The 23,003-nt window shown below is 61.5% G+C and carries 16 protein-coding genes; 8 read left to right on the top strand and 8 right to left on the bottom strand.

What is annotated here, in order from left to right; genetic code table 11:
• Window positions 1-18 precede the first annotated feature (18 nt).
• The 3 genes from eno to VGI36_14130 are packed head-to-tail and all read left to right on the top strand — an operon-like array spanning window position 19 to window position 3,450.
• Window positions 19-1,317 carry a phosphopyruvate hydratase gene (gene eno / locus VGI36_14140; protein HEY2486287.1) on the top strand — a complete coding sequence of 433 codons (1,299 nt, stop codon included), beginning with the start codon at window positions 19-21 and terminating at the stop codon, window positions 1,315-1,317.
• On the top strand, window positions 1,314-2,846 hold the full coding sequence (gpmI, locus tag VGI36_14135) for a 2,3-bisphosphoglycerate-independent phosphoglycerate mutase (GenBank protein ID HEY2486286.1): 1,533 nt from the start codon (window positions 1,314-1,316) through the stop codon (window positions 2,844-2,846). The genes eno and gpmI overlap by 4 nt, the downstream gene beginning before the upstream one ends.
• On the top strand, window positions 2,833-3,450 hold the full coding sequence (locus VGI36_14130; protein HEY2486285.1) for a nucleotidyltransferase family protein: 618 nt from the start codon (window positions 2,833-2,835) through the stop codon (window positions 3,448-3,450). The genes gpmI and VGI36_14130 overlap by 14 nt, the downstream gene beginning before the upstream one ends.
• A gap of 89 nt (window positions 3,451-3,539) precedes the next feature.
• Here the strand turns inward: VGI36_14130 and VGI36_14125 are convergent, their stop codons facing one another.
• The gene (locus tag VGI36_14125; GenBank protein HEY2486284.1) at window positions 3,540-5,621 is read right to left on the bottom strand and encodes a VWA domain-containing protein; all 2,082 of its coding nucleotides are present in this window, start codon (window positions 5,619-5,621) and stop codon (window positions 3,540-3,542) included.
• A 130-nt stretch (window positions 5,622-5,751) separates the two neighbouring features.
• Between VGI36_14125 and VGI36_14120 the strand changes: the two genes are divergently transcribed.
• The 3 genes from VGI36_14120 to VGI36_14110 all read left to right on the top strand — a co-directional run bounded on the left by VGI36_14120 (window position 5,752) and on the right by VGI36_14110 (window position 9,249).
• Complete coding sequence (locus VGI36_14120; GenBank protein HEY2486283.1) at window positions 5,752-7,179, top strand: pitrilysin family protein; 1,428 nt, start codon at window positions 5,752-5,754, stop codon at window positions 7,177-7,179.
• Complete coding sequence (locus VGI36_14115; protein HEY2486282.1) at window positions 7,176-8,564, top strand: pitrilysin family protein; 1,389 nt, start codon at window positions 7,176-7,178, stop codon at window positions 8,562-8,564. The genes VGI36_14120 and VGI36_14115 overlap by 4 nt, the downstream gene beginning before the upstream one ends.
• Before the next feature lie 142 nt (window positions 8,565-8,706).
• Window positions 8,707-9,249 (top strand): DUF488 domain-containing protein, encoded by a 543-nt coding sequence (locus VGI36_14110; protein ID HEY2486281.1) that lies wholly within the window; start codon window positions 8,707-8,709, stop codon window positions 9,247-9,249.
• Here VGI36_14110 and VGI36_14105 read toward each other — a convergent pair.
• The 7 genes from VGI36_14105 to VGI36_14075 form a co-directional block, all read right to left on the bottom strand.
• A complete protein-coding gene (locus VGI36_14105) occupies window positions 9,228-9,911 on the bottom strand; it encodes a tetratricopeptide repeat protein (protein HEY2486280.1) in 684 nt (227 codons plus the stop codon). The genes VGI36_14110 and VGI36_14105 overlap by 22 nt on opposite strands.
• 28 nt (window positions 9,912-9,939) lie before the next feature.
• Window positions 9,940-12,774 carry an excinuclease ABC subunit UvrA gene (gene uvrA / locus VGI36_14100; protein ID HEY2486279.1) on the bottom strand — a complete coding sequence of 945 codons (2,835 nt, stop codon included), beginning with the start codon at window positions 12,772-12,774 and terminating at the stop codon, window positions 9,940-9,942.
• Window positions 12,775-12,780: 6 nt separating this feature from the next.
• Window positions 12,781-13,815, bottom strand: coding sequence for a 4-hydroxythreonine-4-phosphate dehydrogenase PdxA (gene pdxA, locus VGI36_14095; GenBank protein HEY2486278.1), 1,035 nt, complete (start codon window positions 13,813-13,815; stop codon window positions 12,781-12,783).
• Window positions 13,816-13,819: 4 nt separating this feature from the next.
• The gene (locus VGI36_14090) at window positions 13,820-14,962 is read right to left on the bottom strand and encodes a peptidylprolyl isomerase (protein HEY2486277.1); all 1,143 of its coding nucleotides are present in this window, start codon (window positions 14,960-14,962) and stop codon (window positions 13,820-13,822) included.
• 167 nt (window positions 14,963-15,129) lie between these two features.
• The gene (mfd, locus tag VGI36_14085; protein ID HEY2486276.1) at window positions 15,130-18,702 is read right to left on the bottom strand and encodes a transcription-repair coupling factor; all 3,573 of its coding nucleotides are present in this window, start codon (window positions 18,700-18,702) and stop codon (window positions 15,130-15,132) included.
• A gap of 302 nt (window positions 18,703-19,004) precedes the next feature.
• Complete coding sequence (locus tag VGI36_14080; protein ID HEY2486275.1) at window positions 19,005-19,868, bottom strand: YihY/virulence factor BrkB family protein; 864 nt, start codon at window positions 19,866-19,868, stop codon at window positions 19,005-19,007.
• Between the two features lie 267 nt (window positions 19,869-20,135).
• Window positions 20,136-20,915, bottom strand: a complete 780-nt coding sequence (locus VGI36_14075; protein HEY2486274.1) for a PDZ domain-containing protein — start codon at window positions 20,913-20,915, stop codon at window positions 20,136-20,138.
• A gap of 121 nt (window positions 20,916-21,036) precedes the next feature.
• On the opposite strand from VGI36_14075, the gene VGI36_14070 reads away from it, so the two are divergent.
• Entirely contained in the window at window positions 21,037-22,044 is a 1,008-nt protein-coding gene (locus tag VGI36_14070; protein ID HEY2486273.1) for a D-2-hydroxyacid dehydrogenase, read from the top strand.
• Window positions 22,045-22,069: 25 nt separating this feature from the next.
• Complete coding sequence (locus VGI36_14065) at window positions 22,070-22,759, top strand: YqgE/AlgH family protein (protein ID HEY2486272.1); 690 nt, start codon at window positions 22,070-22,072, stop codon at window positions 22,757-22,759.
• Window positions 22,760-23,003: the final 244 nt, after the last annotated feature.

Raw genomic sequence — 23,003 nt, 5'->3', positions numbered from 1 at the left:
GAGGGACTTTAAAGACCGATGGCGACAGCGACGGCGATCAGCGAAATCCGCGCCCGCGAGATTCTCGACTCGCGCGGCAACCCCACTATCGAAGTCGACGTGCGGCTGTCGGGAGGTGCATTTGGTCATGCCGCGGTGCCTTCTGGCGCATCTACCGGGGTGCATGAGGCGCTGGAGCTGCGCGACGGCGATCCCAGGCGCTACGCCGGCAAGGGCGTGCTCAAGGCAGTCACCAACGTGAATCAGACGATCGCCGCGAAGCTCAAGGGGGCGGATGCCGACGACCAGCAGACGATCGACGATAGCTTGATCGCGCTGGACGGGACGGAGAATAAATCCCGGCTCGGTGCCAATGCGATGCTTGGTATCTCACTCGCGGCGGCTCACGCGGCGGCGGCGGCCCACAATCTTCCGCTCTACCGCCATCTGAATCCCAACGCGCACGTCCTCCCGGTCCCGATGATGAACGTGCTTAATGGCGGGCGGCATGCCGACTCCAGCGTCGACATGCAGGAGTTCATGATCGTTCCGCAGGGTGCGCCGACCTTCGCCGAGGGTATCCGCGCCGGTGCGGAAGTCTTTCATGCGCTCGCCCGAGTTCTAAAAGGGCGTGGTCACTCGACCAACGTCGGGGATGAAGGCGGGTTCGCGCCAAGCCTTGGCAGCAACGAAGAGCCGATCGAGGTGATCCTGGAAGCCATCCGCCAGGCCGGCTACCAGCCCGGTGCAGATGTCGCGATCGCGCTCGACCCCGCATCGAGCGAGATCTACGAGAACGGAAAGTACGTGTTCGCGCGCTCGGACAAAAGTGAGCGCGACGCCTCTGCGATGGTGAGGTTTTATGCCCAGTGGCTGACCAAGTATCCGATCGTATCGATCGAGGACGGTTTAGCCGAGGAAGACTGGGAGGGCTGGAAGGTGCTGACTCGCGAGCTGGGCGCGCGTGTGCAACTGGTCGGCGATGACCTGTTCGTCACCAATCGGAAGTTTCTGGAGCGTGGCATTCGCGAGAAGGCGGCGAACTCGATTTTGATCAAGCTTAACCAGATTGGCACGCTCAGCGAGACGCTGAAGACCATCGAAATCGCGCGCGCTGCCGGATACACATCGGTCATCTCCCATCGCTCGGGCGAGACCGAGGACACCACCATCGCGGACCTGGTCGTAGCGACCGGCGTCGGGCAGATCAAGACCGGCTCCATGAGCCGGAGCGAGCGAACCGCCAAATACAATCGCCTTCTGCGGATCGCCGAAGAGCTGGGCCCACGCGCAGTCTATCCGGGCGCGAAAGCGTTTGAGCGGGGGGCTGCGCGATGAGTCCGCGGCCGCCGGTCGTCGCGCTGATCATCTTCGACGGATGGGGCATACGCGAGGCGCGCGAGGCAAATGCGATCGCGATGGCGCGCACTCCGATTATGGACCACTTGCTCAGGACCCAGGCGCACAGCGAAATCGATGCCTCGGGGGAGTCGGTCGGCCTCCCGCCCGGCGTCATGGGTAACTCCGAGGTCGGGCATCTGACCATCGGCTCTGGACGCGTCATCTACCAGGACGTGATGCGCATCACCAAGGCTATCGGGCAGAGTACGTTCGCGTCGAACCCTGTGTTGCTCGACACGATCAAGAACTCGCGCGGGCACTCGTTACACTTGTGGGGATTGCTCTCCGATGGAAGTGTTCACAGTCATATTGATCATCTGTTTGCGCTCCTTGATCTCGCGGCGCAAAACGGAGCCGAAGAGATCGCAGTTCATGCGGTACTCGATGGACGCGACAAACCGCCCCGCTCCGCCCTTCCCTTCATCGACGGGCTCGAAGCGAAGCTGAAGCAGATAGGGCGCGGCCGGATCGCCACCGTCAGCGGCCGATACTACGCGATGGATCGTGATCGGCGCTGGGAGCGGACCGAGCGCGCCTGGCGAGCCATGGTCTTGGGTGAAGCGCCCCGCGCGAAGTCAGCGCGCGCGGCCGCCGAGGCTTCCTATGCGAACGACAAGAGTGACGAATTCGTCGAGCCGGTGATCATTGGCACACCAGCGCCGATGGTCGATGGGGACCAGGTTGCGTGTTTCAACTTCCGCGCCGACCGCGCCCGTCAGTTGACCGCGGCGCTCGTTCGCCCGGACTTCAGCGGATTCCCGCGGCCGCGGACACCCGGCATCGGCTACGTGTGCATGACCGAATATGATCGGAGCTTTGGCTTGCCGCTCGCATTCGGGCCCGAGGATGTGCGCAACACCCTGGCCGAGGTGCTCGGCAAAGCCGGCATCGCAAATTTGCGGGTAGCGGAGACCGAAAAATACGCTCACGTCACGTATTTTCTCAACGGCGGTGTGGAGAAGCCGTTTCCTTACGAGGAGCGTGCACTGATTCCGTCAGCGAAAGTCGCGACCTATGACTTGGAGCCGGCAATGCGTGCGCAGGCGATCGCCGAGCGCGCCGCAAGCGAGATCGCCGGGGGCAAGTTCGGCGTCGTGGTAATGAACTTCGCCAATCCGGACATGGTGGGACATACCGGCAAACTGGAAGCGACGGTCAAAGCGGTGGAAACAACCGACGTCGCGTTGGGAATCGTAATTGATGCACTGACCCGCCGCGGCGGCGCCGCGCTGATCACCGCCGACCATGGCAACGCCGAGTTCATGGCCGACCCCCAGACCGGCCAGCCCCACACCGCTCACACGACCTATCCCGTGCCGTTGATCTTGTGCGACGATTCCTACCACGGAAGTCTGCGCGCGGGTGGAACGCTTTCCGACATCGCCCCGACGCTGTTGGGGATGCTGGGTCTGACAATCCCACCCGAGATGACCGGCCGCGATCTGCGCGATTTTGGGTCGCGATGAGCGACCGGCCGGCGGCCAGGATGGCGACCTCACCCGGCAGGTGGGGCGCCTGCGCGGGTATCTGAGCCACAACCAGGTCATCGCTGAGATTTTGCAGAAGGCGCCGTCCCTGGCGATGGCCAATTGGTACTTGGGCGCAGGATGCATCGCGCAGACGGTCTGGAATTTCCTGCATGGTTTCGAGCCCACCTTCGGCATCAAGGATTACGATCTGGTTTATCACTACGCCTCCGACCTCTCGCTCGAAGCGCAAACGCGCTACCAAGAGCGTGCAAACGAATTCTTCGCCCACCTGCATGCCACGGTAGAAATTCAAAACGAAGCGCGCGTGCATCTTTGGTACGCCGAGCACTTTGGCTACGAAATCGCGCCCTACGAATCCGTGGAAGCCGCGATCAACACCTGGCCGACGACCGCGACCTGCGTGGGCGTCAGAACCACAAGCGCTGGAGGCTTGCACGTCTGCGCCCCGTTTGGATTGACCGACCTGTTTAACATGATCGTTCGACCCAACAAGATGCAAATCACCAAGGAGCTTTACGAAGCCAAGACCGAGCGCTGGACCAGGTTGTGGCCCAAACTGCAACGACTGCCGTGGGATTAGTTACCGGTCGCTCGATCAGAGAAATCGGATGGCGATCCCGTTGCGCGGGAGGGGTACCGCCAGCGGGTTTTCGGTCGGGCCGCGAGCGTCTACCAGCGGACCACCTGCTCGTACACTTTGGGAAGTTGGCGCGGCAGGGAGGTTATGTCTTCGATCACCAGGTACCGCGAGGACTGGCACATCTGGCGCAGATAGTCGTGACCGGTTTTGTCGACCGTGATACAAAACGGCAGTACCCCGGCCAGCTCGAGTTCCTTGAGCGCGACCATGGTGTCCTGAATTCCGTACGCGTTGGACCTGCGGTCGTGTCCGTAGTCGAAGTCCTGGGGAAAGCCGTCACTCAGCAGGATCACGTGCTTGGCGCGCGAGTTCACGTCTTTGAACTTCTCGCGCACGTGACGAATCGCCGCGCCCATCCGGGTCGATCGCTTGGGTTCCACCGCGCCCACGCGCGCGCGGACCTCATCAGACAGTTCCTGGTCAAATTCCTTGATCACGTAGAATTCCACGTTGTCGCGGCCATGACCGGAAAAGCCCATGATCGCATACTGGTCACCCAACTCCTCCAGCGACTGGGCCATGATGACCAACGCTTCCTTGTTGACGTCGATGATGCGGCGCGGACGCTGGGCGGCCTGCGGCCTGCGCTGCCAGGCCTTCATCCAATCGTCAGGATCGTCATCCTCATTGTACTTGCGCGGCTCGCGATGAATCGGTTCGTCGGTCGAAGCCGACATGTCGAGCAGGAACAAGGTGGCGACATCGCGCGATTCCTTTTTACGCGCTTTGTAGACGCGGGGATCGGGAATTTCGCCCATCCGCCGCGACACCCGTGCCTCGATACTGCGGTCCAGGTCTATCTCTTCCCCGTCCTCGAGCCCGCGCACCATCCGATACGATGCGGGACGGATGCGCTGGAAGTTACGCCGAATTATCGGGAGCAGTTCCGAATAGCGACTTAGGGTACTGTTGTAAAAATCACCGTCGTCACCGGCCAGCGGGATCTCCCGCAACCGGCACCAGTTGCGCCGATAGTCGCCGAGCACATAGTCCCACTCGTCGTAGGCGTAGTACGAGTCCTGCCGATTGCGCGCAAGCATCAGGCGGCCCTGCCCCGTCATCGAACCTACTTCCGCGAGTTGCTCGCGCATCTGCTCGAGTTCGCTCATCTGCTTGCCGGTGAGCTGGGTCAGGTACATGCCCTCGCCGTCGACGTTGCCATCACCCTGTGACGGACGAATCTGCGCACCTTGTTCGATGAGCTTGCGCAGCTCCTCGGGAGACAAGGCGCGACCCTTGCTGCCTTTGCTCTGTTGGCCGGAGGTTTCCATGCTGAGCTTCTGGTCCGGCTCGCCCCCGCCGTCCGCCTCTTCGCCATCCTCGCCCATCGAACCGTCGGGGCCCTCGGCGGCCTTCATGCGGCTGCTGATCAGATCATTGCGCATGCGGTCCGCGTCACCGGACAGCGGCTCACCCTCGCCGGCTTCGCGGGCGCGCGCGATCAGGTCTTCGATCCACTTGTAGAGCGAGGTGGTCTGCTGAGCCGTGGTCAGCACATCGGCGTGGCGCTCGCGTAACGGCGCGAAAAAGGTCGCCGCCATCCGTGCGAAGCTCGGCACGATTTCGTCGTCACCACCGAGCAGATCCAGCGCGCCGCGCAAAAGCATGGTGCTGAGCGAGTCGGGGGGCATCGATTCGAGCAATGCCTCATTGACCTGGGCAATGCGCGGCGCCAAGCCGCGATAGCGTCGCGCCAGTTCCGCATCGATTCGGGCCGCTTCCCCAAGCCGCATGAGGGCGCCAGCTAAGGCGGGATCGTCGAACGAGGCGACAAAGCTGTCGATCGCTTCCACCCCAGTTTCCGCGCGTTCCTCGAATCCCGGTAAGTCTGCAAGCTTAAGCCTGAAGGTGCCAAAGTCGTGCCGCGCCGCGAGGTGGGCCGTGGTCACGAAATAATAGTTGTAAGCGCCGCCAGGCTTGCCCAAGGGCTCCACTTTCTCGGGCAGATAGATCATCTCGCCCGGGACGAGCGGATACTGAAACGGCAGCATCGGGCTGGTATTCGCGATCGAGTCGATTCGAAACTCGAGCGGAAACAGCATCCGCATGAATTTCGTCACGACCCCTTTGATCGCGTATAGTTCCTGAGTCTTTTCGCCGGCGTCACCCATCAGATCATACGGGCCTGATTGTTACAGAGACCGAAACAACGATGCAATTTGAACAGGATGCCTCTGCGGCCGCCGCGTCAGTTATTTCCTTGACTTGCAAGCAATCCGCATCATTAGATGGTTTGTTGCCATGAGTACCATCTTATCGCCTATTAGCTGTCGGGCGGCCGCAGCGATCGCGGCCGCTTTATTGTTTTCCACCCTGACTGCGAGCCTCGCCCGCGCCGGCATGGCCGACGCGGTCAAGTCCAAGACCCTATCCAACGGCCTTCGGGTGCTGGTGCTGGAAAATCACAAGGCTCCGGTTGCGACCTTCAGCGTCTTCTACCATGTGGGTTCTCGCAACGAGCAGTTCGGCAGGACCGGTATCTCGCATCTGCTTGAACATCTGATGTTCCGCGGCACCAAGAAATACGGGCCCGAGGAGTTCTCCAACATCATTCAGGAAAACGGCGGGATGGACAACGCCTTCACCACCTCCGACTACACCAACTATTTCGTGAACATCAACAAGGATCACCTCGATGTGCCCATCTCGCTGGAGGCGGATCGGATGGCGAATTTCGCGCCCCAGGGGTTCGAGTCCGAGCGCGCGGTGGTGATGGAAGAACGCCGGATGTCGACCGAGGACAAGCCCGAAGACGCGCTCGACGAACAGACCCGTGCGGCGGCTTTTGTCGAGCATCCCTACCACTGGCCGGTGATCGGATGGATGCAGGATATTCGGCGTCTAACCCTCGACGACGTTTATGCCTACCACAGCATCTACTACTCGCCGCAGAACGCGGTGATCGTGACGGTGGGTGATTTCAAGGCCGACCAGGTCATGAAGCAAATCGAAGAGGCCTTTTCCGCAATCAAGAATGGACCCAAGCCGCCGCCGATGCCAATCGTCGAGCCGGAGCAGCGAGGTGAGCGGAGGATTGAGCTGCTTCACGCCGCCGACCTGCCCGCATTTGAAGAAGGTTTTCATGTGCCTAACCTCAAAGTGGGCAGCGACGCCTTCGCGCTGGAAGTGGCGGGCGAAGTGCTCGCCGATGGCAAAAGCGCGCGGCTTTACCGGCGGCTGGTCATGGAAAAGCGCATGGTGATCGAAATCAACGCCGGTTTCGACATGACCTCCTTCGACCCCAACCTCTTCATGTTCGCCGCCCAGATGCGTCCCGGCGTCAAAACCGAGGACGCTTTGGCGGAAGTCGACAAGGAGATTGCCGAACTCCGCGACCACCCGGTGAGCGCCGATGAGCTGCAGAAGGCGAAGAATCTGGAAGCGGCGCAATTCGTTTTCGGACAGGATTCGGTTTTTCGTCAAGCGATGTTGCTTGGCATTTACGAGATGCTCGGTGACTACAGGCAGGTGGATGCCTACCTGCCCGGTATCGACAAGGTCACCGCGGCCGACGTGCAACGCGTAGCGCGCAAATACCTGGTCAGCGACAACCGTACGACTGGCGTGCTGGTTCCCACCGGGGTGCTTCCCAAGGGCGCCATGGGCGGCGGTCCGAGCGGCGGGCAGGTGCGCCACATCGATCTGACGGCGGACGAGGTGGCGCGATGATCCGGCGCAGGAACTGGATTCTCAAGAGCATCCTCGCAAGCTGCCTGATGCTGGCGGGAGCCGCGGGCACGAGGCCCGCGTACGCGCTCGAGATCAAGCGGATGACGCTCGCCAACGGCGCGACCCTGCTGGTTTCGGAAAACCATGAGCTTCCGATGGTCACCGTGGAAATCGCGCTCGATGCGGGTTCCCGGCATGATCCCTCGGGCAAAGCCGGGCTTGCCATGCTTACCGCGCGATGCGTGAACCAGGGAACGCGGGAGCTAAGCGCTACGGCCTTCGATGAGAAGGTCGATTTCATGGGCAGCTCGCTGTTCGTGGACGCCGAGCACGACTATGCCACCGCCGGGTTCACGGCACTGAAGAAGTACGAAAAGGACACCCTCGGACTGCTGGCCGCAATCCTATCCAGCCCCGGACTTCGTGATGCCGACATAGATCGCAAACGCGCCGAGCAGGTCGCGGGAATCAAAGCCGCCGAAGAAGAGCCCGGCTACATCGCCGCGGTTGCGTTCGCAAAGAGTCTGTTCGGCGACACGCCCTATGGCTATCCGACGACCGGGACGTCCGACTCGGTTGCCAAGCTGAATGGCGACGACGTGCGCAATTTTTACCGTGACTATTACAAGCTCGGGAGCGCGGTTATCGGGGTCGCGGGGGACGTCGACGCAAACGAAGTTAAAGCTTTGCTTGAGAAGAGTCTGCCGGGGCCCGGCGGCGCGGTTGAGGCCCAGCCGCAACCCACTGTCTCCGCGCTAGCCCCGGGGCTCGACATCAAGCTCATCGACCGCAACGTCCAGCAGGCAAACGTGATGCTCGGGTTCGTCGGGATCGCTCGCTCGAACCCCGACTACTACAAAATTCAAGTAATGAATTACATTCTCGGGGGTGGGGTGTTCGCCTCGCGCCTCATGAAAACCGTCCGGAGCAAGGCGGGCCTCGCCTACCATGTATCCAGCATTTTCGATGCGCGCAAATTTCCAGGGCCGTTCGCGGTGGTGCTGCAGACCAAAAACCAGAGTGCCAACGAGGCGATCAAGATGGTGTTGCAGCAGATGCGGCAAATGCAGGAGAGCCCGGTTTCCGACGCGGAGCTGGATAATGCGCGCAAATTCCTGGTCGGGAGCTTTCCTCTAAAGATCGATCGCCAGGAACAGATCGCGGGATTCATGCTGCAGGTGGAGCTGTACGGCCTGGGGCTCGATTACGCCGAGCACTACCCCAAGCTGATTGAGTCGGTTACCAAACAGGATGTGCTCGAGGTGGCGCGCAAATATCTGCACCCCGACGATGCTCTGCTGGTGGTGGTGGCGAACCAGCATGACGCGGCGATCAACACCGCGATGCTGAACCAGACCGCCGCGGGAGCCGGCGGCGGCAAGTAGGCGCTAAGCGCCGTCCGAAGCTTCGGGTCCGAGTGGCACTGCGGCCCGCTCAGTATCCTTTTTTCCCGGCGCGGAATTGGTGCGGCGGGTGGCTCGTCCGTTTCCGGAACCCCAACGACGATCCTGTGAGATAAGCTCCCGAGTGAACCAATCGCCGCTGCGCATCTTCACCGTCGGTCACTCGACCCATCCGATCGAGCGTTTCCTCGGGCTGCTCGGTGAACACCAGATCGTGCTGGTCGCAGACGTGCGATCCTTCCCCTCCTCTCGCAAATGGCCTCAGTTCAATCAGGCAGAGCTTTCTCAATCACTCCTGCGGGCGGGCATTCAATATCAATGGCTGAAACGGCTCGGCGGAAGGCGGCACGGCCGGCGGGAAGATTCGCCGCACACCGGGTGGACCCATCCGGCCTTTCGTTCGTACGCCGACTACACCGAATCTACAGAATTCGCCGCCGGTCTCGAGGAACTCACCGCCCCCACGGCCCGGGCCACGCGCACCGCCTACATGTGTTCGGAAGGATTGTGGTGGCGATGCCACCGGAGAATCGTCTCCGACTATCTGGTGCTACGCGGATGGCAGGTCGATCACATCATGCCCGATGGCAAATTGCGCCAACACGACATGACGCCGTTCGCCCGAATCGCCGATGGTCACATCGTTTATGACGGAGTCAGCGGATGATTCGGGGGAGCGGGACGCCATGGACGATGGTTCTGGTAGAGGGCGAGCCGTGCCTGCCGTTCGTTGAGAGTCACCAACAGCGTAGGTGAGGTGAGGTCCAACGCTTTCCGTTGCCACTTGATCGCGTCTGCGAAGTCACCGGTCTCCGCGTAGGCTGCGGCCAGCGTTCCGAGCATGTCGGGATCGTTCCAATTGGTCATTTCGCAGGCCCGGGTCGCAGACTCGACGGCCTTTTTTCCATCACGCATCTGTGGATCCGGCGCAGTCGCCATCAGCCACGCGCGAGCGTTGTAGCTTTCCGCAGAATCGGGCTCCATCGCCTCGGCGCGCGCAAAGTCCTGCTTGGCTGCCTGTTCGTCGCCCGCATAGGCATAGGCGATGCCGCGCAGATATCTATACTTCGCGCTGTCGGGGCGCAGCGTCATGGCTTCGCCGAGATCGGCCAGCGCGGTCTTGTACTGGCCGTTGGCCTCATATGCCTGCGCCCGTTCCACGTAGAACTTCGGATCGCGTGGCGAACGCGCGATGGCCATCGAGAGGTCCTGAATCCGCGCGGTCTTTGGAGCTGGGTCCAGCGGCGTGGAATTGAGCTGAACGCCGCTGCTGCACCCCGAAAGCAACCCCACCAGGGCGGTCAGCGCCACCAGCCCGACTTGCCTCATTGGAGTCCCCGCGCTCGCCGTGGATCGGTTATGCGGCCGCGCGCTGACGCAGGACTTCGCGTAGAAATTGACCGGTGTAAGAGGCAGTCGCCGCGGCGACTTCCTCCGGCGTGCCCTTGGCGACCAGGGTGCCGCCGCGGTCGCCCCCTTCGGGACCCAAGTCAATCACGTAGTCCGCGGTTTTGATCACATCGAGATTGTGCTCGATGACGACGATCGTGTTGCCGGAATCGGCCAGCCGTCCGAGCACCGCCAGCAGCCGCTTGATATCATCGAAGTGCAGCCCGGTGGTTGGCTCGTCCAAGATGTAAAGAGTCCTGCCCGTGGCACGCCGCGAAAGTTCCTTGGCCAATTTGATTCGCTGCGCTTCGCCGCCCGAGAGGGTGGTGGCCGACTGCCCGAGATGGATGTAGTCGAGGCCCACGTCGCGCAGCGTCTCCAGCTTCTGCCGAATCGGCGGGACCGAACCCATGAACTCGACTGCCTCCGCCACGGTCATATTGAGAACATCCGCGATGTTGCGTCCCTTGTACTGAATCTCGAGCGTGTCGCGATTGTAGCGCCGACCGCCGCAGACCTCGCAGGTCACATAAACGTCGGGCAGAAAATGCATCTCGATGCGGATGATGCCGTCGCCCTCGCAGGCCTCGCATCTTCCGCCCTTCACGTTGAAGGAAAACCGTCCGGGACCATAACCGCGCATGCGCGCGTCGGGCAGTTGCGCGAACAGCTCACGAATGTGCGTGAACAGGCCCGTATAGGTCGCGGGATTCGATCGCGGGGTCCGCCCGATCGGGCTCTGGTCGACATGGATCACCTTGTCGAGGTGCTCGACTCCATCCATGCTCTTGTAGGCCCCTGCGTGCTCGCGCGATCGATTAAGCTTCTGCGCCAGCGCGCGATAGACGGTGTCGAGAACCAGGGTTGATTTGCCGGACCCCGACACCCCGGTAATGCAGGTGAAGACGCCGAGCGGAAACTGCACGGTCAAGTCGCGCAGATTATTTGCCCGCGCACCCTTGACGGTCAGCCAGCGGCCCGGCATTTGACGTCGGCGCGCGGGAATTTCGAGCTCCATTTCGCCGGAAAGATATTTGCCGGTCAGCGAAGCCGAGTTCTTCATGATTTGCGCGGGCGTGCCCTGCGCAACCAGGTAGCCGCCTTGCGCCCCGGCACCCGGTCCCATGTCGACGATATGATCCGCTTCGAGCATGGTCTCGCGATCGTGCTCTACCACCAGGACCGTATTGCCCAAATCTCTCAGGCGTTTCAGCGTCGCGAGCAACCGCTGGTTGTCTCTTTGATGAAGCCCGATGGACGGCTCGTCGAGGATGTAGAGAACACCGACCAGGCTGGACCCGATCTGCGTGGCCAGGCGAATACGCTGCCCCTCACCGCCTGACAGCGTGCCGGCGGTGCGCTCGAGGGTCAGGTAGTCCAACCCAACATCGGCAAGAAAATTAAGCCGCTCGCGGATTTCCTTTAAGATCAGTCTTCCAATTTCGGTTTCCTGCGCGCTCAGTTTCGGCGCCGCAAAGAACTGCAGCGCTTGCTTTATCGACATCGCGGTCACTTCAGAGATCGATTTCGCGTTGAATCGGACGAAGAGACTCTCCTTCTTGAGGCGTGCGCCGGCACACGAGGGGCACGGCCGCATGTTCATGTACGCTTCGAGCCACTCGCGCACCCCTTCGGACTCGGTCTCCTTGTAGCGCCGATCGAGCCACTGCAGCACGCCTTCGAAGGTTTTCGCGTACTCGGCGCGATGGTGTCCGCGCTGGTACGCGAACTCGATTTCCTCTTCGCCCGAGCCGCTCAGAATCGCCTTGCGCACCTTCGCGGGAATCGTCTTCCAGGGCTGGTCGAGACTGAACTTGTAGTGCGCCGCGATGCCGTCGAGAACCGGCTGCATGTAGTTGATGGTCGCCCATGGCGCGATGGCGCCGTCCGAGATGCTCAGGTCTTCGTCTTGCACGACCAGCTCCGGATCGAAATACATGATCGAGCCGATGCCCGAGCACTCGGTGCAAGCGCCGTGCGGGCTGTTGAACGAGAACATTCGCGGCGTAATCTCAGGGTAGGAAATGCCGCACTCGACGCAGGCAAAGCGCTGGCTGAAGTAAATTGCCTCGTCTCCCTTCTTCTCATCGAGCCGCTCGATCTTGAGCAGGTCCTGGCCGTACTTGAACGCGACTTCGAGCGAGTCACTGAGCCGTTTTTCGATGCCCGGGCGAATCGCCAGCCGATCGACCAGCACTTCAATAGTATGGCGCTGGTTCTTGTTAAGGACCGGCTCCTCGCCCAACTCGTAGAGCTTGCCGTCGATTTTCGCGCGTACGAAGCCGGCTCGGCGCAGATCCGCCAGTTCCTTGCGATACTCGCCCTTGCGGTCGCGTACGATGGGTGCAAGCACGTGGAGGCGCGAACCCTCGGGCCACGACATGATGCGATCTCCGATCTGCTGCACGCTCTGCTGGGTGATTTCCCGTCCGCAGTTGTAGCAGAATGCATGCCCCACCCTGGCGAACAGCAACCGCAGGTAGTCGTAGATCTCGGTGATGGTGCCGACGGTCGAACGCGGGTTGTGCGAGGTGGTCTTCTGCTCGATCGAGATGGCCGGCGAGAGCCCCTCGATCGAGTCGACGTCGGGCTTCTCCATCTGCTCGAGGAACTGGCGTGCGTACGCGGACAGCGACTCGACATAGCGCCGCTGCCCTTCGGCGTAAATCGTGTCAAACGCGAGCGAGGACTTGCCCGAGCCGCTGAGACCCGTGATCACCACCAGACGGTCGCGCGGAATCTCCAGGTCGATATCCTTGAGATTGTGCTCGCGGGCGCCCTTGATGACGATCTTGTCCGCCATGACCCACTATGCTGCCCGCTGAGCGGCGCGCGAGTCTACCGCCCGCGACGCGTACTCGATGGCCGCTATCATGCTAGCCGGATTGGCGCGCCCGAGGCCCGCAATATCGAATGCGGTTCCGTGATCCGGGCAGGTCCGGATGAATGGCAGACCCAGCGTCACGTTCACCGCGCGATCAAACTCCAGAGTCTTCAGCGGAATCAAGCCCTGGTCGTGATACATTGCCACCACCGCATCGAAGTTGAAGCGGCCGTTGGTGCGGACGAATGCGGTGTCGGGTGCCAGCGGCCCGAAGGCATCGATTCCGGAGTGCCGCGCCGCCTTTATCGCGGGGCTGATCGCACGGATTTCCTCATCGCCGAAGAGTCCCTGCTCGCCCGCGTGTGGATTAAACCCAAGCACCCCGATTCGCGGCCGGGACCTGCTCCCGCCTTCGCGCAGGTGGTGGTGCAGGAGGCGAATTGTCTCGAGCACCGTGCCGCGGGTCAGTTTCGAACTGACCTCGCGAACACCGATGTGCACGGTTACCAGCACCAGCTTGAGCTGCGCGCCGGCGAACATCATGCGCCACGCCCGCGCCCGTCCAACTTCGGCGACCAGTTCCGAATGCCCGGGGTATTCGTGTCCGGCGCGGTGCCAGCCCTGCTTGCTGATGGGTGCGGTGACCAAAGCGTCGACCTCTCCACTCATCGCCATGCGCGCCCCGCGCATAACGTATTGAAACGATGCCTCCCCACCCGCGACGGTTGGATGCCCTGGGCGCCGCGCCAGCCGCGGAAGCTCGCTGGCTGCCAGCACGCTGAGCCCGCGTTCGAGTCCGACGGGCGGAGCCGCAGGCGTCCATGGCCTGGGTGTGGGCACTCGCTTGAGACAGCGCGCGGTCTCGAGCATGACCTTCAAGTCGCCTATTACGATCAGCGAGGGCGCACGGCGGCGGCGCGCGAGCACGGCCGCCGACTTGAGGATGACCTCGGCGCCAACGCCCGCCGGATCGCCCATGCTTATCGCAATCTGGGGCGGCGCCTTTCGGCGGTTTGCCATGCGTCTAGTAGAACGTCTCGACGTCGTGCTGCTTGGTGAGGTCGGTCTCGACCCAGTTCTCCAGCTCCACGTTCGCTCGCTGATTGATGAGCTGATTGCGGATTTGCTCCTTGACCTCGGCGAGCGGCTGCAGGCCGGCAACCTGATGTTCCTCGAGCTTCAGGATATGAAACCCATGGCTGGTGCGGACCAGCTGCGAGACGTCTCCGGGTTTGAGGTTTTTCACTGCTGCGTAGATCTGCTCGAGAATGTCCTGTGGTCCGAACCATCCGAGTTCGCCACCGTTGTTGCGGGACTCGTCGTCGGAATATTTTTTCGCCAGCACGGCGAAGTCCGCTCCCCCCGCCGCCGCAGCGCGAATCTTGTCGGCCTTTGCCTGCAGCGCGGCAATCTGTTGCGGGGTTGCATTTTGCGGGACCCCGATCAGAATTTGCGCGACCCTCAACTTCTCGCTGGCCACCGTAAAATCCGCCTTGTGCTCGTCGTAGTAGGCCTGGATGTCCGCGTTGGGAATCTCGACACGCTGGCGAACTTGTTGGCGGATCATCATCTCCTTCTCCAGCTCTTCGCGCGCGTGCTTGCGGAAATCCTCCATGCTCATGCCGCTCTGCGCCACTGCGGCCTTGAACTGTTCGGGAGTCATATGCTTATCGCGCCGCACCACCTCGATGTAGTTGTCGATCTGCTCCTCGTCGACCTTGCTGGAGTATTGGTCGATCTCTTTTTCCAACAGTTTCTGCGATATCAGCGCCTTGAGTGCGGCCTTCGCTGCTGGATCGTCAGCGATGTCCTCGGCGTTGACCGGATGTCCCACGGCAGTACTGAATTGCTCGACGTCGCGGGCGGTGATCGGTTCCCCGTCGACGCTCGCCACGATATGCGCCACGGTTTGGTGAGGTCCCTGTGGGCGTGGCGGCTGAGCGATGAGTGCATCTGGTGGAATCGCCGCCTCGGTTGCCAGGGCCGCCGGGGTGGCCTGCGTCGAGGGACTCGCCGCGCTGGCGGGGCTGGACTGGGTCGCCGGGCTGGACTGGGTCGCCGGGCTGGACTGGGCCGCCACGCTCGCCTGAGCCGCCGGCTTGCTCTTGCCCTGGAGCGAGGATAGCGCAGAGCATCCGGCTACCTGTGACAGGAGGATCGCGGCCACGGATGCGGCTCCAAGGAGGGGAATCGCGCGCATCGTTTTTGGGCTTTTGCTTGCGGGCTTCGCCATACCGTCGGACACTGCTCAATCAACGGCAGGCGGATTTCCTAAACCGAAAACGCGAAACTGCTGCATGGTTCAAACGGCACTCGCCCCAGACCGGAACGGCGCTAGTTAATTATAGGACTCGCCACACTCGTCATCGGATGCTCCAACTTTTCACAGGTGGCCAAGGCCTGCAAGATACCGTCGACCTGGGCAAATACCTGCGGGTACTCGCCTGCTTCAATCCTCGCGATAACCTGGTACGAGGGCGTTAATTTCATGGTGCGCCGGTTTTCCTTGGCCAGGGCGACAAGTTTCGCGGGTTCGACCGGGGCATCGGGATGAAACCTGACCTCAAGCTGCGTGCCCTTGACGATCGCAGTCAGGATCATCTGCTCCTTCATGCGGCGGCGCAGATTCATGGCCGCCACCAGGTTTTCAACCAGCGTCGGGACCGGACCGAAACGATCGCGGATCTCGTCGCGGAGGTCGAACAAATCCTGCTCGGTATTGGCACGGCCAAATCGTCGATAGAGCACCAGCCGCTCGTTCTCGTCCGGGACATACGCATCGGGGATGTACGCGGGAATGCCCAGTTTCAGTTCCGGTTCGAAGTCGGGCCGCCGCTCTTCCCCGCGCAACTGGGCAATCGCCTGCTCCATCATCTCGGTGTACAGCTCGAACCCCACCGCCGCGATCTCGCCCGATTGTTCGCGTCCTAGCAAATTGCCAGCGCCCCGATGCTCAAGATCGGCCATCGCCAGCTTGAAGCCGCTGCCAGCCTCCGCCTCGACGAGCTCGCGGAGCGCATCGATGCGCCGCTTGGCATCGCGAGTGATGATGTGTTCGCCCGGAATGAGGAGATAGGCGTAGGCCTTCTGGCGCGAGCGGCCGACGCGTCCGCGCAACTGGTAAAGCTGCGCCAGCCCGAAATGATCGGCGCGATTGACGATCATCGTATTGGCGTTCGGAATGTCCAGGCCGGACTCGATTATCGCCGAACAGACCAGCAGGTTTACCCGGTTGTCGACGAATTCGCGCATCACGTCTTCGAGCTGGCGCTCCTTCATCTGTCCGTGTGCCACCGCGATTTTCGCCTCCGGGATCAGGGTCCGCAGATGGCGCGCAATATAGTCGATATTTTCCACCCTATTGTGCACGAAGAAGACCTGTCCGCGCCGGTTTAATTCGCGCAACACCACTTCGCGAATCAGGGCGTCATCAAAGTGCGCAACGAAGGTTCGTATCTGCTGACGGTCGGGCGGCGCGGTCTGGATGACGGAAAGATCGCGCATCCCGAGCATCGCCATGTGCAGCGTCCGGGGTATCGGCGTCGCGGTCAGCGTCAGCACAGCAACCAGCTTGCGCAGTTTCTTAATGCGTTCCTTGTCCACCACTCCGAAGCGATGCTCTTCGTCGATGATGAGCAACCCCAGCCGCGGAAAATTCACCCCCTCCTGCAGCAGGCGATGCGTCCCAATCACAATGTCCACTTTGCCGGCAGCAAGGTCTTCGACCACCTGGCGATTTTCTTTGGGGCTGCGGAAACGCGACACCATCTCGATCCGCAACGGATACTCGACAAAGCGCTTGCGAAAGGTGTTCAAGTGCTGCTCCGCGAGCACCGTGGTCGGCACCAGCACCGCGATCTGCCGTGCATCCATCGCGGCGATAAACGCGGCGCGCAGCGCGACCTCAGTCTTGCCGAAACCCGCATCGCCGCAAATGAGCCGGTCCATCGGCTTAGTCCGAGTCAGGTCGTGGACCACATCGTCAATCGCGGACTGCTGATCGGCAGTCTCCTCGAATTCGAAGCGGTCGACGAACTCCTGGTATTCGCCGGGAATGGTGAAGGGACTTGCCTCTAGCACTTCACGCGCCGCATAGACCTCCAGCAGTTCCGAGGCCATTGCCAGCACCGCCTTGCGCGTCCGTTGCTTTACCTTGTCCCACGAACCGCTTCCCAGCCGATCCAGCTTGGGTGCTTCACCATCGCCGCCGATATACCGCTGCACGAGGTTGATGCGCTCGACCGGTACGTACATCGTGTCGTTCGCGGCATACTCCAGATTGAGAAAGTCGCCCTCGATGTCCGCGACTCGCAGGTGCTTGAGGCCACGAAAGCGTCCGATGCCGTGGTCGATGTGCACGACCAGGTCTTCGGGCTTGAGTTCTTCCAGATCCAGAATAGCGCCCTTCGCGGTCGGACGCGTGCGGCGGCGGACCCGGGGCTCTCCGAACAATTCCTCTTCGCTGTATAGATAGATTCCGTCGGCCTCCAGTGCCACCCCGGCCGAAATCTCCCCCTCCATGATCGCCGGCCTGAAATCCGGCCACTCGAGCAATTGGGCAAAACTTCTGCACTCGGTGTTGATTTCGAGATCGTACGCCTCCAGGTGCCGCTTGAGGCGCGCCACCTGATGGGGTCCCTCGACGATCATCAGGGCCCTGCCCTGCTGCCGCTGCACTTCCTTAAGCTGGTCGGCGAGCGGTTCGAAACTCGGCACCGCACGGGCGCCGGACAGCTCCGACGACGAGAGCCGCAGGCTCGCTTGCGACCGTACCTCAACTGGCTCGGCCCACCCCTCCCGGGGCGCGCTCACGGTGATGAGCGATCCGACTTCCACGGCCACCTGGTTGGCCAGCGCGTTCTCGAATTCGTCGGCGCCCACATACAAGGACGCCGGATCCGGATGGAATGAATGCTTTTCGGCGGAGGCGGCAGCTTCGGCTGCAATTTTCTCGCTATACTTCTGCGCTTCTGCGACGAGCCGTCCCGGATCGAGCAGCCACCAAATCGCGTCGTCTGGAACGTAGTTGAAGATCGGTTCCAGCGGCGCCTGGAACAGGTACGGCATCAGCAGTTCCACCCCTGGAAAGAGCAATCCGTTCGCCAATGTCTCTTCCAGTTCCGCGACCTCCTTGCGAACCATCCCCAGGTCGGCCGCGCGTACTGCGACGGCCGCACCGACGCGAGTAACCCTTAAAGACGACGAGGCGACAAACCGGGTACGCACGATTGCTGCTTCCTGGATCGCGCCGGCGGAACGCTGAGAGGCTGGTTCAAAGCGACGGATTGACGTCACCCGGTCGTCCTCCATTTCGATCCGCACCGGTGCGCTGAGCAGGGGAGAGAATACGTCGACGATTCCGCCGCGCACGCTGAAGTCTCCGGGTTCCTCGGCTTGCGGGATCCGTTGATAGCCGGCGGTCGTGAGCGCATCGATCAGAGTCTCGAGATCAAGCCGATCGCCGACCGACACCCGAACTATCGAATCGTTCAGAATCGCGCGCGGAATGGTGCGCATCATCAGCGCCTCGACCGAGGAGATCACAACCGGCGCGGGCTGGCGGAGCATCGAATAAAGGGCGGCGACCTGCGCTCCCTGGATGTCGGACGGCGGCGAGACGTGCGCAAACGGTCTAATCTCCCAGGCCGGCAGATGATGGATGCGGTTCGACCCGGCATCAGAGTCCTCTGACTGGCCCAAGAAATACTTGAGCTCGTGAGCCAGCGCCTCGGCCTCATTCGCACGCGGCGCAATCGCGACCAGCGGCCGTTCAAGCCTGAGCACGGTCTCGCGCAGCATCAAAGCTCCGGCTGCACCCTTGAGGCCCATTACCGGGAAACGACGGTCGCGCCCCGCACGGATCCGCGCATCAAGCTCGCTGGCTGCCTCTTTAATGCTCCTGTACACGATTTCTAACTCGGCAAACGCACCACGGCCTTCCCACTGCGCGCGAAGGAGCGCGTGATGGGCGGTCGACGCTGGAACACTAGCAAAGAATCAATCGCGAGTTGAAGGAAAGCTCATTTCGGTACTGCGGTTGGTAAGAAGCTTTGGCGCTTGCGAACCGCTCGCGCGAGCCGTACCGGAGAGGCGATTCTTGCTGCACAATGGAGATCTGTGCCGGTTGTTAAGCGGATTAGGCGAAGCGATATGGCGCGTTCGTCGAGCAGCTCAACGGACCAAGGTTTCTTTCAGAAGCCGGTGCTTGTTCAGGCCGACGCCGTGCGAACCGCGCCGAGTTTTGGTGGGACCTCGCGGCCGCCGCGGCGTACCCAGACCTGGGTCAACTCGACGCCGAGCAGAAAGATAAGCGCGGAATAGTAGGTCCACATCAGAATCAGCGCGAGCGACCCCGCGGCACCATACGCGCTGGCCTTCCCAGCGTGCGCCATGTAAATCGCGATCAAGAATTTCCCGATCACGAAGAGCAGCGCGATGAACAGTCCTCCCACCCACACATCACTCCACCGCAGTTGGACGTCTGGCATCACCTTGAGGATGGCGGCGAACATGATCGCAAACATCGCCATGGAGGTCAGCATCTCGCCGGCGTGAGTGGCGCCTGGAAACGGTAGCTCCCTGGTCAGCACCGCAATCGCGGAACTCGCTGCTAGCGAAACGATCGCCAGTATCCCGGCGCCCACGAGCAGAAGTCCGGAGCGCATACGTTGCATCGCAAAGTATCGCAGACCGGAACCGACCACCTTTACCTTCCAGGCTTTGTTGAGGCATTGCTGAAGCTGTATCAGCACTCCCGTTGCTGAAACTATCAGACCGACCAATCCGAGGACCGTTGCGATGATCCCCCCGGTTCGGTTCTGAGCCAGGCTGCTGACCATCGTCTGGATTTGCGCCGCCGCCTGAGGACCCATCGCACCGCTTAAGCTTTTCTCGATCTCGCCGTTCGCAGCCTTTGGACCAAGAACAAGTCCAGCTATGAAAATCACGATCAGCAACAGGGAAGGCAGCGCGAACAGCGTGGCATATGCAAGAGCCGCGGCCATCGATGGGCATTCGTCTTGCGAGAAATCGCGAAACACCTGCTGCAAGAACTCTTTGGCGGTCGTCAGCATCGGGGCTACCTCATAGGTCTGAAGCATTCGCGGTGAGGCCACTTGGCCGTTTTAGACTCCGTGAGCGAGTTTGTGTCGAAGTTAGGCACCACTCTCATTACGAGGGGAGTCCAGGTGGTCTGGTTTCCCTTGTGTTTAACGACACAGCTCTGCGCAGGGTGCGCGGAAGAGCCCGCCCAAACCTTCTGACCCCGCTGACTGAGTAAAAGCAGACTCCCGCGCAGCTTGGCGAGAGTTGACTGCCCGATTGTATGCTGCGCGGACTCTCTACTGCGGTGCGGCGCCGTTCGATGCAGGATCTGCGTTCGCGACTGGCTGGCCCCATTCGCCCACACGCACGGCGATCTTAAGGGTCTTATGGCTGCCATCTCCGTTCGGCCGGATCACGGTCATATAGAGCGTATCGCCAGGCTTGAGCTGAGCCATTTTGTCGTCAAGGTCCTGCTGATTGCGAATCCGTTGATCGTCCACCGCGATGATAAGGTCGCCGTCGTTCCCTATGGCCCCCGGCTTGTTGAGGAAATGGCCCAGGAGAGGGGTTGCCAACGGGATCAATCCAGTGAGGGTTATCGCCGCGGCGCCCGCCGGACTGATTTCATGTCCCGCCTGGAGCCCGGCTACTGCCGCGGGGCTTTGCGGATCTACCTTGGTTACTTTTAGCCCATACTCTTCGGCGCCCTTGAAGCACTCGCTCGCCCACTGGACTTCGACGCCAAGGTAGGGGCGTCCGTGACGGGAAAGGCGTGACGAATCGCCGTTCTCAGTGTTGGGATTGAAATTGGGGTTTAGCGACGAGGTATCGCTGTTCGGATGAAAGCTGCGGGGACCCGGAATTTCCTCGACCCCCGGCTTTTGCGCCCCAGGCTGTGGAGCCAGTTCCAGCGTGGAGTCGTTCTCTTCGCCTTGCGGCGCCGGTTGATTCAGCTCTTGACCCTGCGGCGGCGATTGAACCTGGGAATTTGAATTGATGCTTTGCGCTCCGGAGTAGGACGCGATCAACAAGGCTGCGGAAAACACGATCGCTGCAAAAATATTAAGCCGGTTCATCTATGCGCCTTTGCCGCTCTCGGAGCGCCACGATCATAAGCCTGCGGGCGCCTGTGCTCAATGGCCGCGTTAGCTGCTTGAAGCCAGCGCCACCGGCATGCGAGATTGCCTTGTAGCCGCTATGAAAATCATCGCCACCATCCCGCTCACGCCTGAACTGCGAGAAGTGGTTCAGCAGGCCGCCCCACGGGCCGAAATCTCCGACCGCGTCTGCCGGACCAACCAAGACGTTCGGGCGCTGGTGGCTGGCGGATGCGACGTGATGCTCGGTTTTCGCGTGCCGGACGACTTGCTGGAGCGCGCGCCCGGTCTCAGATGGATTCAGCTGCTAAGCGCGGGCGCGGACCACGTTTCGTCGTGGATCGGCAAGAACGGGAAAGTTCCCGTAACCACCTCAAGTGGCATTCACGCCACTGCCATCTCGGAATACACGATAGCCTCGATGCTCGCTTACGCGCACCAGCTTCATGTTATGATCAGAGCGCAGCTTCGCCACGAATGGCATCGCCGCACCGGTTTCATGGACACCATCGAGGAGATGCGCGGAAAGACCCTGGGCGTTATCGGCTACGGCTCGATCGGCCGCGAGACCGCGCGGCTCGCTGACGCGCTGGGAATGCAGGTGCTGGCGCTGAAGCGAAACCCGGGGGACCGCCGCGACCGGGGATGGTGCCCCGCAGGCCTCGGGGACCCTGAAGGAAAGCTTCCCCGCAAGTTCTTCGGACCCGACCAATGTCAGGCGATCATGGAGGAGAGCGACTACCTGACGGTGACCCTGCCGCTCACCCCCGCGACTCGCAAGTTTGTCGGGGCAAAGGAAATCGCCGCGATGAGGCCCGGCGCATACATTGTGAATATTGGACGCGGAGAAGTGATCGACGAGCAGGCCATGATCGAAGCCCTGCGCGGCGGAAAAATCGGCGGCGCCGGCCTTGACGTGTTCGAGCATGAGCCGCTGGAAGCCTCCAGTCCCCTGTGGGATTTGGAAAACGTCATCCTTACCCCCCATATGTCGGGAGCCAACCGCGGCTATATGGAGAAGGCGTGCGAATTGTTCGCCGAGAACCTGCGGCGCTTTACCGCGGGAACCCAACTGCTAAATGTGGTGGATCCGCTCCTCGGCTACTAGCTATGTGTCGGCCTCGGTTGTGCCGATGACTCAAGTCCAAAATATCGTGGCCTCCGTGAAACGGCCGAGAATCTTGCTGGCAATCGCGGTTATGGTGGTTGCCCTGTCGGCGGGGACCGCATCCGCCGATGAGCCCAACTTCCTGGTGGCCAGGCCCGAGTTGGGCGATCCCCTTTTCGACCAATCGGTCATTCTGATGCTCCCACCCGAGATAATGCCTCAGCTGGTAGAAGGGGTAATTATCAACAAACCGACCACGATAGGCGTCAAGAAAGCGTTCCCCAACTCGGTCGACCTCCCGAACGCGGCGGATGTGATTTATTTCGGCGGTCCCGTGGAGCTGGACGCGACGCTCATGGTGCGGCGCACTTCAAGCCCGAACCAGGACGACCACCACGTGTTCGGCAACCTATACCTGAGTGTCGATCCCAAGGACATCGCCGCGATTTTAAAGGACCCGCATCTAGACAAGGAGAGCGTCCGCGTCTTCCAGGGCTACTCGCAATGGAGCATCGACCAACTGCACGACGAAAAGGCGCGGGGTTCCTGGTTTGAGGTCCCGGTGAACGCAGACGCGGTCTTCAGCACCTCGCCGGCGCACCTCTGGGACGAACTGATCGCTAAAGGACGAATTCCGGAGGGCGGCCCACTACTAAAGATTCTTGAATTGCCACCAGATTCTATCGAGCAGAGCCTTCCGCCCTCGCCACGCTGACCCATCCTCGCCCGAAACACGGTTTCTCCCCAGGGGAGAAACTGGCCGCGCCAGGCGCTAATCAGGAACGGTGAAGAGGTCAGCTGCATCAGGATTGTTGTGGGCCGTGACAAACCCAGCTAGGAAGTGCCGCGGCCACGCAACGCTTCCAGAAAACGGTTTTTCAAGCCGTCGAACGGACCGTTGGACATGAAGATGGCGATGTCGCCGGCAGAGCAATCGGCGAGCATCCGCTCCAGAATCT

The sequence above is a fragment of the Candidatus Binataceae bacterium genome (assembly GCA_036495685.1).
Taxonomy (GTDB): domain Bacteria; phylum Desulfobacterota; class Binatia; order Binatales; family Binataceae; genus JAFAHS01.
Note: the sequence above shows the minus strand (reverse complement) of the source record. Positions and strands in the feature narration are given on the sequence as shown.

Excerpts from the sequence above, each read along its gene's own strand:
- eno (HEY2486287.1), top strand. The coding sequence starts at position 19 with ATGGCGACAGCGACGGCGATCAGCGAAATCCGCGCCCGCGAGATTCTC.
- gpmI (HEY2486286.1), top strand. The coding sequence starts at position 1,314 with ATGAGTCCGCGGCCGCCGGTCGTCGCGCTGATCATCTTCGACGGATGG.
- VGI36_14125 (HEY2486284.1), bottom strand. The coding sequence starts at position 5,621 with ATGGGTGACGCCGGCGAAAAGACTCAGGAACTATACGCGATCAAAGGG.
- VGI36_14120 (HEY2486283.1), top strand. The coding sequence starts at position 5,752 with ATGAGTACCATCTTATCGCCTATTAGCTGTCGGGCGGCCGCAGCGATC.
- VGI36_14115 (HEY2486282.1), top strand. The coding sequence starts at position 7,176 with ATGATCCGGCGCAGGAACTGGATTCTCAAGAGCATCCTCGCAAGCTGC.
- VGI36_14105 (HEY2486280.1), bottom strand. The coding sequence starts at position 9,911 with ATGAGGCAAGTCGGGCTGGTGGCGCTGACCGCCCTGGTGGGGTTGCTT.
- uvrA (HEY2486279.1), bottom strand. The coding sequence starts at position 12,774 with ATGGCGGACAAGATCGTCATCAAGGGCGCCCGCGAGCACAATCTCAAG.
- pdxA (HEY2486278.1), bottom strand. The coding sequence starts at position 13,815 with ATGGCAAACCGCCGAAAGGCGCCGCCCCAGATTGCGATAAGCATGGGC.
- VGI36_14080 (HEY2486275.1), bottom strand. The coding sequence starts at position 19,868 with ATGCTGACGACCGCCAAAGAGTTCTTGCAGCAGGTGTTTCGCGATTTC.
- VGI36_14075 (HEY2486274.1), bottom strand. The coding sequence starts at position 20,915 with ATGAACCGGCTTAATATTTTTGCAGCGATCGTGTTTTCCGCAGCCTTG.
- VGI36_14070 (HEY2486273.1), top strand. The coding sequence starts at position 21,037 with ATGAAAATCATCGCCACCATCCCGCTCACGCCTGAACTGCGAGAAGTG.
- VGI36_14065 (HEY2486272.1), top strand. The coding sequence starts at position 22,070 with ATGACTCAAGTCCAAAATATCGTGGCCTCCGTGAAACGGCCGAGAATC.